This is a genomic window from Frigoribacterium sp. CFBP9030 (genome assembly GCF_034045195.1).
Lineage (GTDB): Bacteria > Actinomycetota > Actinomycetes > Actinomycetales > Microbacteriaceae > Frigoribacterium.
The window spans coordinates 57847-70499 of record NZ_JAXCWG010000009.1; the positions used below are offsets into that span (position 1 = coordinate 57847).

Sequence of the window (12653 nt, forward strand, 5' to 3'; positions counted from 1 at the left end):
GCTGGGGGGCACTGCTGTGGCACCCCACGAGGGCCGCTCCACGCCTCCGTCGCTCGGCGGATGGTCCGGCCCGGCGCTGCGTGCCAGACTTTCGCCCGATCGGGGGTGATGCTCGTGGGCGCGGATCTCACGACGTCGAGGCGGGTGTCCACCTCGCTCTCCACGGCCGGAGCCGTGGGTGGCGTGGTGGAGGTGCTGGGGTTCCTCGTGCCGCTCTGGGCTGCGGCCTCGCTCGGTGCCTCGTCGACGCTCGTCGGCGTGGTGGTCGGCGTGGAGCTCGTGGTGTCCTTCCTCGCCCGAGCCGCGGCGGGACGCCTCGCCGACACCAGAGCCAGGAACCGCGTCGCCGCCCTCGGCGCCGCCACGCTCGCGCTCGGGGCCGCCGGGTACGCGCTCAGCCCCGACGTGCCGACCGCCATCGTGTCCGCTGCCGTCGCCGGCCTCGGTGCGAGTCTCTTCCGCGTGCCCGTGCGGGCGATGGTGGCCGAGGGCTCCGCCGACGAGCCCGCCGTCTTCGCCCGCCTCACCTCCAGCGAGGCCACCGGCACCTGGGTCGGCTACGTGGTCGGGTTGTCCGCCCTGGGGCTGGTGGGCAGCAGGGGCGTCTTCGCCCTCGGGGCCGCGGCCGCCCTCGCCTGCTGCGCGGCCCTGCTGAGGCTCGACCACCGTCGCACCGTGACCGAGCGCGACCGCGTCGCGTCGCGGGCGCTGCGACGTCGCCTCCTGCCTCTGCTCGTTCTCGTCTCCGTCGTCGCCCTCGTCGAGAGCGCGGTGGGCCTCGCCGTCCTCCTCAAGCTGCAGGGGCAGGGGCTCGGCGTCGATGCGATCGCCCTGGCCTTCCTCCCCGGCCTCGTCGTGTGGTCCCTGCTGCCCGTCCCGGGGCGACGCCTGGCAGCCCGCCTCGGCGCCCCCCGCACGCTGGCGCTCGCCACCGCCGCCAGCACGGTGGCCTCGGCGGCGCTGTTCCTCGTCGACCAGCCCCTCGCCATCGGCATCGCCTGGGTGCTCGCCTGCTCCGCCTGGGCGCTGGTCGAGCCCGTGGAGCTCGAGCTCGTGACGGGGTCGGCCGACGGCCGCGTCGGCGAGGCCCTCGGCACCTACGAGGCGGCAGCGCTGCTGGGCGGGGCGATCGGCGCCGTCGCGGGCGGGGCCACCCTCGCCCTGGAGCCCCGTGTCGTCACCGTCGCGGTGGTCCTGGTCGTCGGCGCCTGCGCGGCGGCCATGGCGCCCCGCGCGGTGCGCGCCCTGAACGCCGCGGCCTCTTCCGCTCCGCATGGACCTCGTGACCATGACGACTAGTCGGCGACCGCACCCCATGCCGCACGACCGCACCCCGCCCGCGCCTGCGCACGCGCCCGCACCGCGCCCGTGCCTCAGCGTCGCGCGACGACCGCCCAGCCGTGCGGCCCGACCGACAGCACGTCGCCGTCGAGCCCCGCGTCGCGGCCGGCCAGCCACTCGCCCGGCGCCGGCTCGGCCACGCGCAGCTCGTCGTCGCCCAGGTTCAGCGCCACGACGAGCGCCTCGCCCGGCCCGTCGCCGACGACCTCGAGCACGAGCGTCTCGTTCGACACCGAGACGGTGCGGCTGCGGGCGGTGTGCAGCCACGGGTGCCGGCGTCGCACGCCGATCAGTCGCTGGTGGAGGGCGAGGACCTCGGGGAGGGCGCCGGGCACGCCGACACCCGGGGCGTCGACGGGCGCCGGGGGGAACGCCGGGCGCACGGCGTCGTCGCCGCCGACCCGCTCCTCCTTCAGGGCCCGGAGTCCGAGCTCGTCGCCGTAGTAGACGGACGGCGTGCCGCCGAGCGTGAAGAGCAGCGCGAGGGCGTGGTCGTGGTGCCGGTCGTCGTCGATCTGACTCGCGATGCGGGTGACGTCGTGGTTGCCGACGAAGGTGAGCGGCACGAAGTGGTCGAGGAACCCGTCGTGGCGCTGCAGGGCCCACTCGAGCTCGTGCAGGTTGACGTCGTTCAGCCCGTGCCAGACGCCCTGCCACAGCTCGTACTGCGTCACGCTGTCGAGACCGCCGTCGGCCACCGCCGCGACGTAGTCGCCGTGCAGCACCTCGCCGACCACGTACACGTCGGGGTGGCGCTCGCGCAGCACCGGCAGCACGGTCGCCCAGAACGTCGACGGCACCGCGTACGCCGCATCGAGTCGCCAGGCGTCGACGCCGCGGTCGGCCCAGTAGGTGAGCACCTCGGTCACCAGACGGGCGACCTCGGGCGAGTCGTGGTCGAGCGCGATCAGCCCGCCGTGGCCCTCGAAGGTGCCCAGGCTGCCGTCGTCGTCACGGCGGAACAACGAGGCCGCCGGCGACGAGGGGTCGTTCCGCGCCTCGATCAGCGCCGGGAACTCGGGCCCGACGTGGTTGAAGACGCCGTCGAGCATCACCTTCACGCCCTTCGCGTGCGCCGCCTCGATCAGGGTGACCAGGTCGGCCTCGATCCCGAGACGCGGATCGACCGCGAGCCAGTCGATCGTGTCATAGCCGTGCGTCGACGACTCGAAGACCGGCCCGAGGGCGAGTCCGTTCGCACCGAGAGCCAGCAGATGGTCGAGCCAGGGCACGAGGTCGAGGAGGCGCGGTGCCGGCGAGCGATCCGCCCCGGTCGTGTCCGCACCTGCGAAGCCGAGCGGGTAGACGTGCCACCAGATGGTGTGCTGCGAGCTGTTCACCTCTGCCACCGTACGGGTCGCGGCTCGACGGCGGCCCGGCGCGGGCCGGGAACCGAGGAGGCGCGGTGCCGGTCTCGAGGACCGGCACCGCGCCTCCTGGGGTGCAGTGCTACTCAGCGAGCAGTGCTACTTCGCGAGGAAGGCGAGCACGACGCGGTTGAACTCGTCGGCGTCGCTCACGTTGGCGCCGTGAGGCGCGCCCGCGATGACGTGCAGCTCGGAGCCCGCGATCGCCTTGTGCGTACGAGCACCCGAACCCTCGTAGGGGACCGTCGCATCGCCGTCGCCGTGGATGACCAGCGTGGGCACGGTCACCTTGGCGAGGTCGTCACGGAAGTCCGTGTTCGCGAACGAGGCCATGGCCTCGAGCGCGGCGGCCTTGTCGGCCTGCTTCGCGAGACGCAGGGCGTCCTGGCGGTCGGCCTCGGAGACCTTGAGCACGCCGTCGACCGAGAAGAAGCCGGTGGTGAACTCGTCGTAGAAGGAGTCCTCGTCCTTGGTGAGGCCGGCGGTCATGTCGGCCGCCGCCTCCTTGGTGAGAGGGCCCTCGGGGTTGTCGTCGGTCTTCATCAGGTACGGCGGGACGGCCGAGGCGAAGACGACGCTGTGCAGACGCTCGGTGCCGTACTTCGTGAAGTAGCGGGCGACCTCGCCGCCGCCCATCGAGAACCCGACGAGCGTGACGTCGTTCAGGTCGAGCTCGGTGAGGACCGTGTGCAGGTCTTCGGTCAGGTGGTCGTAGTCGTAACCGGTCTTCGGCTTGTCGCTGCGTCCGAAGCCTCGGCGGTCGTAGGCGACGACGCGGTAGCCGGCGTCGCGGAACGCGGGGACCTGCTTGCTCCACGACTCGCCGGAGAGGGGCCAGCCGTGGATGAGCACGACGGTGCGTCCCGAGCCGCCGAAGTCGTCGACGTGGAGGTTCGTGTCTTTGAAGAGCCCGTGGTGGGCGGTGATCTCAGTCATGAGGTTGTGCCTTCCCGGCCGCTGCTGCGGCCTTCCCCCACGTTCGTACCCGGGCCGGCTGACGGTTCGGTCAGCCGGCTGTCGGGGTTGCGCAATGCGGATAACCGGTGCCTATCGCTCGGGCACTGAGGACGGAGCCTCGGAGCCTGGGCCCCGGGCCGAGAGCTCGGGGCCCGGAGCTCGGAAGCCCCGGGCCGCCGGGCCTGGGCTCAGGCGAACGTCGCGGCGTCGATGACGAAGCGGTAGCGGACGTCGGACTTCAGCACGCGCTCGTACGCCTCGTTGATCTGGTCGGCGTCGATGAGCTCGGTCTCGGGCACGATGCCGTGCTCGGCGCAGAAGTCGAGCATCTCCTGCGTCTCGCGGATGCCGCCGATGGCCGAACCGGCCCAGCTGCGACGCGCGGGGATGAGCGCGAACGCGGGCACCTCGAGCGGCTCGGACGGGGCGCCGACGTTGACGAGCGTGCCGTCGACGGCCAGCAGACCGAGGTACGCGCCCATGTCGACCTTCGCCGAGACGGTGTTGATGATCAGGTCGAACGAGTTCGCCAGGTCGGTGAAGGTCTGCTCGTCGCTGGTCGCGTAGTGCGCCTTGGCGCCGAAGCGCAGCGAGTCGTCCTTCTTCGAGGTGGTCTGCGACAGCACGGTGACCTCGGCGCCGAGGGCGGCGGCGATCTTGACGCCCATGTGGCCGAGTCCACCCATGCCGACGATGGCGACCTTGGTGCCCTCGGTCACGCCCCAGTGGTGCAGGGGCGAGTACAGGGTGATGCCGGCGCAGAGCAGCGGGGCGACCTTGTCGTAGTCGAGCGACTCGGGCACGCGGAGCACGAAGTCCTCCGTGACGACGACGGCCTGCGAGTAGCCGCCCTGCGTGATGGTGCCGTCGGCGGGGTCGACGCCCGTGTAGGTGCCGACGTTGCCCTTGGCGCAGTACTGCTCGTCGCCGCGCTTGCAGTACTCGCACTCGCCGCACGAGTTGACCATGCAGCCGACGCCGACGCGGTCGCCGACCTTGTGCTTGGTGACCTCGGAGCCGACCTCCGAGACGGTGCCGACGATCTCGTGACCGACGACCTGCGGGTACTGGATCTCGCCCCACTCGCCGCGGACGGTGTGGATGTCGCTGTGGCAGATGCCGGCGTAGGCGATGTCGATCATGACGTCCTTCGGGCCGACGTCGCGGCGCTCGATGGTGGTCTTGACGAGGGGCTCGGTGGCGGACGGTGCCGCGTAGGCGTTGACGGTGCGCATGGTTCTCCTGGGGGTGGTGGGTTCGGTTCGCGGGGGTTCGAGGGGCGGGTCGGAACACGGTGCTCGACGACGGGCCCTCCGTCTGCGACGTTACGCTCCCGCGCCGACCGTGGGTGGCCCTGAGAGGGCCCCCCGAGGAGACGGCCTGCAGGAGGCGCGGTGCGAGTCCGACCGGCACCGCGCCTCCTGCGGGTGGCCCGGCAGAGCGACGGCCCCCGTGAGACACGCCTCCGGATGGGAAAGTGCCCTGACTAGCGACACGGCTCGCACGGTGCGGGGCGTAGCAAGGATCAGACGCTGCATCGGGCATTCCGGTGGCGGACGAAGGAGTCGACATGGCAAGCGGAGTGGCAACAGTGTGGGTGCCCGTGACCGACATGGGGCGGGCGACGGCGTTCTACCGTGACGCACTCGGTCTCACGGTGACGAACGAGAGCGACGACTGGACCGAGATCGACGCGAACGGCCTGATGATCGGCCTGAACGGTCGCGAGGAGGCCGCGGCGTCGAGCGAGGGTGGCGCGGTCATCACGTTCCAGCCCGACGGCACCCTCGAGGACGCCTTGGCCGACCTGCAGTCGCGCAGCGCCGACGTGACCGGCACGATCAGCGAGCACCCGTGGGGCCGCATCCTGCCGTTCAAGGACACCGAGGGCAACGACCTGCAGTTCTACACGCCCCCGACCGACTGACCTCGGGGCCTGCAGGAGGCGCGGTGTCGGTCGGACCGGCACCGCGCCGGCACCGAGCGGCGACGACCTCCTCGCTATTGTCATCTAGACTCGACAACTGTCATCATGAGTTCGGTCGTCGACGAGAGGATGCCCGATGGCGGAGTGGCCGGCCCACACGACGCGAACCGTGCCCTGGGCTAGCGCGAGCCGCCGCGGCACGCGGGAAGACCGGATGCTCTCCGAGGTCCGGGCGTCGATCCCCCCGATGATCGCCGATCTCGAGGTACCCGTCGTCTCAAGTCGCGATCTCTCTCGAGCCCGCCACGAGGCGACCGACCTCGAGCGGGTCGCCGACGGTGTGCTCAGCCCGCTCGCCGGCTTCCTGATCCGCATGGAGTCGGTGGCCTCGAGTCGTATCGAACACGTCGAGGCATCGCCCCTCGCGTTCGCACGGGCCATCGGCGGCCTGAAGGAGAACGACTCGGCGATGTCGATGGTGGCCGCCGGGGCCGCCATCACGAAGCTCATCGCTGCTTCCGGTGCGACCATCGCGCTCGACGAGATCCTCACCGCGCACGGGGCGCTCATGCGAGACGACCCGGACGTGACCGAGCGCCCGTACGCCGGACGCGTGCGCGACGTGCAGAACTGGATCGGCGGCTCGCAGCACTCCCCGCGGAACGCGCTCTACGTCCCGCCGCCCCCGGATGACGTCCCCGCCCTCCTCCGCGATCTGGTCGTCTTCTCGAACCGGGCCGACGTCGAACCGATCACTCAGGCGGCGATCGCCCACGCGCAGTTCGAGAGCATCCACCCGTTCACCGACGGCAACGGCCGCATCGGCCGGGCGCTCATCGGGGCGATCCTCCGCCGCCGCGGCGTGACGCCGCACACGGTGCTGCCTGTGGCGAGCGCCCTCGCTGCGGACACGACCCACTACTTCTCGCTGCTCACCGCCTACCGCACCGGCGACGTCGCGCCGATCGTCACCGACCTCGCGCTCTCTGTCGAGACCGCGGCCCGTGAGGCGCGAGGCACTGCGCGCCGATTCGCCCGGTACGTGGAGGACTGGCGGGAACAGGCCCGACCTCGGGCAGGCAGTGCAGCCGACCGGATCCTGCCCGTTCTGCTGACGCTGCCCGTCTTCACGGTCGAGCAGCTCGTCGACGAGCTGCGCGACCTCCCTGAGCGGAGCGTGTATCGCGGCGTCGAGGTGCTGGCGGAGAACCACATCGTCGAAGCCGTCACGGAGCGCGTCCGCGGCCGGGCCTACGCGGCGATGGACGTCCTCGACGAGTTCGACGATCTCGACTCCCGCATCCGCGAGCGCATCACCCGACTGCGGGGGGCGTGACGCACGTCCGCTGAGACGCCGAGACCCCAGCGGGTCGCCGAGACCCCCGCCTGCGCGCTGGGGTCTTGGCCACCTCCTGGGGTCTGAGCGCCGCGCCTCCGCCGCGCGCTCCGCCGTGCGGGCGAGCCGCTCGCGGTCGGAGGCTCGTAGGGTCGAGGGATGACGACGACATGGACGACCCTGCAGCTCATCCTCTCCGCCGTGGTGGTCGTGTGCGGTGCGCTGCTCACGCGAGGTGACAGCGGCCTCCTGGGCGTGCTGATGATCGTCAGCGGTTCGTTCTCGATCGTGGTCGGGCTGCGGGCGATGGCCGTGAACCGACGCGTCGAGAGGCAGCACGCCGCCCTCCAGGCCGGCGACGCCCCGACGCACGAGCGCTGAGGCCGCCGGCGCCACCGCTGCCGCCGCTGCCGCCGTCACCCCCGACGACCACCGAGAACGAGGACGCCATGACCGACATCGCCTGGACCACCGGCACCTGGACCACCGAGCCGACAGCGGTCGCCGTCGCCGTCGACGGGATGCGGGTCACGGCGACGGAGGGCAGCGACGCCTGGCGCCTCACCTCGTACGGGTTCGTCCATGACACCGAGCACGCCCTGATCGCGCCCTTCCCGCAGGGCACGGCGATGGAGGTGTCGTTCGTGCTCGACTTCGCCGCCCAGTTCGATCAGGCCGGCCTCTTCGTCTCGGTCGACCCCGAGACCTGGGTCAAGGCCGGGGTGGAGCTCAGCGACGGCGAGCAGAGCCTCGGTGCCGTGGTGACGCGAGGAGAGTCCGACTGGTCGCTGTCACCGGTCGACTGGACCGGCCGGACCGTGACGATCCGAGCCAGCCGCTCGGGGGATGCGCTCACGGTCCGGGCGCGGGTCGACGCCGAGCCCTGGCGTCTGGTGCGGGTCGCCCCGCTCGCTCCCGATGCCGCGGCGAGCGCCGGCCCCTTCTGCTGCGCCCCGTCGCGCGCCGACCTCACCGTGCACTTCACCGCATGGAGGACGATGCCCGCCGATGAGAGCCTGCACCCCGAGGACTGACCGCTCGGGCTAGGGTCGTGGCACCAGCACCACCATCCAGGTCTCGGGCACCATCGATTTCGACTCCCCGGACGAGCTCCGCTTCATCCACGGCGAGCAGACGCAGTACGGGTTCAACTTTCCTCGTCTTATCCTCGGCCCCGACGAGATGTTGGTCCGAGGGTGCTTGGAGCGTGGCCGAATGCTTGCATCGAGGAGAGCCCCCCTAAACAGAGGACGGTGCGACTAGCTCGCGCCGTGTCTTACGCCGACCAAACGACTTCGACCAACTCTCAGAGGGTCAGCCAGACGCGACAGCCCCTTCTGCGACGGTGATCCCGGTTCCGACATTCAGACGATGGCTGTGTAGTCGTACCTGGCGTCGAGCACTCCCCAGTCGATCGTCAGCTCCACTTTTCAGGTGCTCGACGAAACCATCGACCCGGGCCGCGTGTTCGACCGCAAAGTGCGCCTGTGGGAGATCGCGGAGGGCTGCCAACTGATGGACTCCCACGAGGCGTTCAGGGTGCTGATCCGCCCGTAGTCCCGCGCATCACCGCAGGCGATGAAGCCAGGGCGAAGGCTCTCCCGAACGTTCGGCAGGGCCTTCGTCGCGGGCGACCCAGCGACGGTCAGAGTGCCGCGGGGAACGCGTCGCGCCGCCCGTACACGGTCAGCGCGAACGCCACGACCCCGAACCCGATCATCAGCACAGGCAGCACGAGCCCGTCGGTCGCGGTCAGCAGAGCCGCCCCGACGATGCCGGCGAAGAAGATCGCCACGTTGAACGCCACCGGCAGGAACGCGTTCGCGACGTCGGCGTTGTCTCCGCCGACGGTCGTGAGGGCCGCCTGCAGCTGAGCCGACGCCCCGCCGAACGTCACGCCCCAGAGCACCGCGGCGGCGACGACGGCCGGCACCGACGCGTGACCCGCGAGCAGGATCACCCCGGCGACCACGAAGAGCGCGACGCTGCCGTGCAGCAGCGCCCGCGGGTACCGGTCGAGCAGCGCCCCGGTGACGACGATCCCGCCGATCGAGGCGACGCCGTAGATCAGCAGCATCACGTCGACTCCGAGCCCCGAGCCGCCGGCCCGCAGGTACGGCGAGACGTACGTGTAGATCGTGTTGTGCGCGAGCATCCAGGCGGCGATCACCGCGAGGATCACCGCGATGCCGGGGATGCGGAACACGCGCCCGAGCGACAGGCGCGCCCCCTCGGGTGCCGGTGCGGCGTCGGGGACGACCGCGGCCACGAGCGCGAACACCACGACGCCGATCAGGGTCAATCCGCCGAACGACCAGCGCCAGTCGAAGGTCATGCCGAGCCACGAGCCGAGCGGCGTGCCGAACGCGAAGCCGACGGGTGCGCCGGCCGAGACGACGGCGAGCGAGAGACCGGCGCGGCTCGGCGGGCTGATGCGGCGGCCGTAGGCGGCGAGCATGCCCCAGATCACGCCCGAGAAGGCCCCGGCGACGAACCGCGACACCAGGGCGAGCGCGATCACGGGCGAGAGCGCCGTCACGGTGTTCGCCACGACCAGCCCGGTGATGGCGATCAGGAGGAGCGGCTTGCGTCGCATCCCCCGGGTGAGCGCGATGGCCGGCACGGTCGCCAGCACAGTGCCGAGCGCGTAGGCGCTGATGAGCAGACCCACGGCGCCTTCGCTCGTGTCGAGGCCGTCCGCGATGACGGGCAGCAGACCCGCCGGCATCGTCTCCATCGCGACGAGGATGAACCCCATCGTCGCGAGGACGACGAGCGAGAGCAGCGGCAGACGGTCGACGGGCGCGGTGGGGCCGGAGGCGCGGGTCGAGCGGGTGGGGACGGGCGCGGTGGTCATCGTGAGGTCCTTTCGGGCGCGGAGCCGCGCCTCCTCGGGGCGTGCCCGGTGGTGGGGGATGCCGCGGTGCGGCGGAGGGTCGAGGGTCAGGAGACGGTGTCGATCGCGCGGGCGCGCTCGACGATGCTCTCGGTGGCCGCCCACGAGGCGAGGAGCCTGAGCCCTTCGTCGGAGGGCGAGCCGGGCACGGCCGTGTAGACGGTGAGCGAGTGGCCCGGGGTGTCTTGCAGCTCCATCGCCTGGAAGTCGAGTTCGAGCAGGCCGACCACCGGGTGCCGGAACTGCTTCGCGCCGGTGTAGTGGCGGCGGACGTCGTGCGCCGCCCAGCGGGTGCGGAACTCGTCGCTGCGGATCGAGAGCTCGCCGACGAGCGCGGCGATCCCGGCGTCGTGGGGGTTGCGCCCGGCGTCGCGGCGGAGGATGGCGACGTTGACGTTGGCCGCGCGCTCCCAGTCGGGGTAGAAGTCGTGCGCGCCCGGGTCGAGGAAGATGTAGCGCGAGTGGTTGCCGGGGCGCAGCGTGCCGCGGTACATGTCGGAGTACAGGGCGAAGCCGAGCGTGTTGGCGGCGACGAGGTCCATGCGGGTGTTCGTCACCATGGCGGGCGCGCCGGTCATCGCGTCGAGCATGTGCTGCACGGGCGACTGGGCGATCTTCAGATCGGAGCCGACGGGCGGCCTGCGGCGCGACGGGGCGAACGCCTTGGCGAGGTCGTGGAGGTGGTCGGTCTCGGCCTGGTCGAGCCCGAGGGCACGGGAGATCGCGTCGAGGACGCTGTCGGACACCCCGCCGAGGTTCCCCCGCTCGAGACGCGTGTAGTAGTCGACGCTGACACCGGCCAGACGGGCGACCTCGTCACGGCGCAGCCCGGGGACGCGTCGACGCCCGCCGGCGCTGACGACGCCCGCCTGCTCGGGCGACAGCCGTGCCCGGCGTGAAGCGAGGAACTCGCGGACCTCGGCTCGTTCATCCATGTCAACGACCCTAGGGCCGCCCGTCAGGCCCAGCCAGGCCCTGCCGGAACCCCCGTCCGGTGGGTCGGGCGAGCGGAGACGGGCCGGCGCGGGCGCCGGCGCGGGCGGGCCGCGCCTCCTCGTCGCTCAGCCGCGGGGGAAGCGCGCGGCGCCCGCCGTCGCCGATTCGGGCAGGTTGCTCGCGGCGAGCGGCTGGCCCGCCGACACCGCGGTCGTCCACCCCTTCGTCGTGGCGACGGCCGCGAAGTTCGAATCGAGGAGGGCCATGAGGGTGCGGTGCACGGTCTCGGCGTCGACGTGGCCGGCGTCGTTCCCGAGGCTGATGGCGCCCGTCGCGTCGGACAGCACCTCGGCGGTGATGCCGACCGCCTCGGCCCCGGCGGCCGAGGCGAGGATGCAGTTGTTCGTCATGTACCCGACCAGGGTGACGGTGTCGAGCGAGTTCTCGTGCAGCCAGTCGAGCAGGTCGGTGTCGGCGAAGACCGAGCTGTACTGCTTGGTGATCGACTTCCAGTCGGAGCGGCGACGCCCCTCGATCTCGGGGTGCAGGGCGAACGCCTCGGTGCTCGGATCGAATACGGGGGAGCCCTCGCCCGACGTGTGCTGGAACACCACGACGGGGATGCCGGCGGCCGAGGCGGCGTCGATGGCCTCGGCGACACGGGCCAGCGAGTCGTCGACGGAGGGGTACTGGATCTCGAGCGGGCCGGCGAAGTACTCCTGCTGGACGTCGACGACGATGAGGGCGCGGTTCGGTGTGGTCATGGGGGCTCCTTGTTCGAGGGCGTCGGCGCGGGATGCGATCCACCGACGATCCTCCTCGCGGGGGGCGCCTCGCACGAGTGGCCCGTGTGCGTCGATACGATGGATCCAGGCCATCGAGGAGGTCCGCCCGTGAAGATCGCCGTCTACGCCTTCGAGGGCGTCTCCATGTTCCATCTGTCGGTGCCGCAGATCGTCTTCGACGAGGTCGCCCGCCAGGGGCTCGGACCATGGTGGACGACGCTGTTCTCCGAGCGGGCCGGCTCGATCACGACCGCCGAGGGCTACTCGCTCGGCGGCGTCGCCGGTCTCGACGCCGTGGCCGACGCCGATCTGATCGTCGTCCCGTCGTGGGTCGACGACGGCCGCGAGCCCGGCGCCGCGTTGCGCCGGGTCGTGCTCGCGGCGCACGACCGGGGTTCGACGATCGTCGGTCTCTGCCTCGGCGCCCTCGCCGTGGCGGACCTCGGCCTGCTGGAGGGTCGCAGCGCGGTCACCCACTGGCACGCCGTCGAGGGGCTGGCGCGGAGGCACCCGGGGATCACCGTCGAGCCGGGCGTCCTCTATCTCGACCACGGCGACGTGCTGACCTCGGCGGGCACCGCCTCCGGCATCGACGCGTGCCTGCACGTCGTGCGGACCCGCCTCGGGGCGGAGGCCGCGAACAGGGTGGCCCGCAGCCTGGTCGTCGCACCGCATCGCGAAGGCGGTCAGGCGCAGTACATCGAGCGACCCGTCGCGCAGCATGCGGCGACGGATCCGATCGCGGTCGCGACCGCCTGGGCCCTCGAGCATCTCGGCGACGAACTCGGCGTCGACCGTCTGGCGTCGGAGGCGCGGCTGAGTCGCCGGACGTTCGTGCGGGCGTTCCGGGCGTCGACCGGGACGACACCGGCCGCCTGGGTGCGATCACGACGCCTCGACGAGGCGCGACGCCTGCTCGAGACGACCGACCTCCCGATCGACCAGGTCGCCGCGTCGTGCGGGTTCGGCAACCCCGTCACGCTGCGGCAGAACTTCGCGAGCGCCTTCGGCAGCACGCCGTCGAGTTACCGACGCCGGTTCGACGCCCGGGCGTGACGGGGCGTGTCAGAACCCGGTGGTCGCGAGAAGGGGTCTAATGGGGGTGCGG

At 71.8% G+C, this 12653-nt stretch carries 13 protein-coding genes; 7 read left to right on the forward strand and 6 right to left on the reverse strand.

The window, feature by feature from the left end:
* Positions 1–144 precede the first annotated feature (144 nt).
* Positions 145–1299, forward strand: coding sequence for an MFS transporter (locus SOM13_RS10910; protein WP_320479731.1), 1155 nt, complete (start codon positions 145–147; stop codon positions 1297–1299).
* Positions 1300–1373: 74 nt separating this feature from the next.
* Here SOM13_RS10910 and SOM13_RS10915 read toward each other — a convergent pair whose 3' ends face one another.
* From SOM13_RS10915 to SOM13_RS10925, 3 genes are all read right to left on the reverse strand, one after another.
* Entirely contained in the window at positions 1374–2681 is a 1308-nt protein-coding gene (locus SOM13_RS10915) for an alpha-amylase family glycosyl hydrolase (RefSeq protein WP_320479732.1), read from the reverse strand.
* Positions 2682–2807: 126 nt separating this feature from the next.
* Complete coding sequence (locus SOM13_RS10920; RefSeq protein WP_320479733.1) at positions 2808–3644, reverse strand: alpha/beta hydrolase; 837 nt, start codon at positions 3642–3644, stop codon at positions 2808–2810.
* A 209-nt stretch (positions 3645–3853) separates the two neighbouring features.
* Positions 3854–4900 (reverse strand): NAD(P)-dependent alcohol dehydrogenase, encoded by a 1047-nt coding sequence (locus tag SOM13_RS10925; RefSeq protein ID WP_192060675.1) that lies wholly within the window; start codon positions 4898–4900, stop codon positions 3854–3856.
* A gap of 335 nt (positions 4901–5235) precedes the next feature.
* Here SOM13_RS10925 and SOM13_RS10930 point away from each other — a divergent pair, with 335 nt between their 5' ends.
* The 5 genes from SOM13_RS10930 (at position 5236) to SOM13_RS10950 (ending at position 8485) form a co-directional block, all read left to right on the forward strand.
* The gene (locus SOM13_RS10930; protein ID WP_320479734.1) at positions 5236–5592 is read left to right on the forward strand and encodes a VOC family protein; all 357 of its coding nucleotides are present in this window, start codon (positions 5236–5238) and stop codon (positions 5590–5592) included.
* 214 nt (positions 5593–5806) lie between these two features.
* Positions 5807–6928, forward strand: coding sequence for a Fic family protein (locus SOM13_RS10935; RefSeq protein WP_320479735.1), 1122 nt, complete (start codon positions 5807–5809; stop codon positions 6926–6928).
* A 159-nt stretch (positions 6929–7087) separates the two neighbouring features.
* Entirely contained in the window at positions 7088–7309 is a 222-nt protein-coding gene (locus tag SOM13_RS10940) for a hypothetical protein (protein ID WP_192060672.1), read from the forward strand.
* 68 nt (positions 7310–7377) lie between these two features.
* Positions 7378–7962, forward strand: a complete 585-nt coding sequence (locus tag SOM13_RS10945; protein WP_320479736.1) for a DUF1349 domain-containing protein — start codon at positions 7378–7380, stop codon at positions 7960–7962.
* A 400-nt stretch (positions 7963–8362) separates the two neighbouring features.
* Entirely contained in the window at positions 8363–8485 is a 123-nt protein-coding gene (locus SOM13_RS10950; RefSeq protein WP_256415638.1) for a hypothetical protein, read from the forward strand.
* Between the two features lie 88 nt (positions 8486–8573).
* Here SOM13_RS10950 and SOM13_RS10955 read toward each other — a convergent pair whose 3' ends face one another.
* From SOM13_RS10955 to SOM13_RS10965, 3 genes are all read right to left on the reverse strand, one after another.
* Positions 8574–9785, reverse strand: coding sequence for an MFS transporter (locus tag SOM13_RS10955; protein ID WP_320479737.1), 1212 nt, complete (start codon positions 9783–9785; stop codon positions 8574–8576).
* Positions 9786–9871: 86 nt separating this feature from the next.
* The gene (locus SOM13_RS10960; protein WP_320479738.1) at positions 9872–10759 is read right to left on the reverse strand and encodes a helix-turn-helix transcriptional regulator; all 888 of its coding nucleotides are present in this window, start codon (positions 10757–10759) and stop codon (positions 9872–9874) included.
* Between the two features lie 126 nt (positions 10760–10885).
* Positions 10886–11524, reverse strand: a complete 639-nt coding sequence (locus SOM13_RS10965) for an isochorismatase family protein (RefSeq protein ID WP_320479739.1) — start codon at positions 11522–11524, stop codon at positions 10886–10888.
* 129 nt (positions 11525–11653) lie between these two features.
* Here SOM13_RS10965 and SOM13_RS10970 point away from each other — a divergent pair, with 129 nt between their 5' ends.
* The gene (locus tag SOM13_RS10970) at positions 11654–12601 is read left to right on the forward strand and encodes a GlxA family transcriptional regulator (RefSeq protein WP_320479740.1); all 948 of its coding nucleotides are present in this window, start codon (positions 11654–11656) and stop codon (positions 12599–12601) included.
* Positions 12602–12653: the final 52 nt, after the last annotated feature.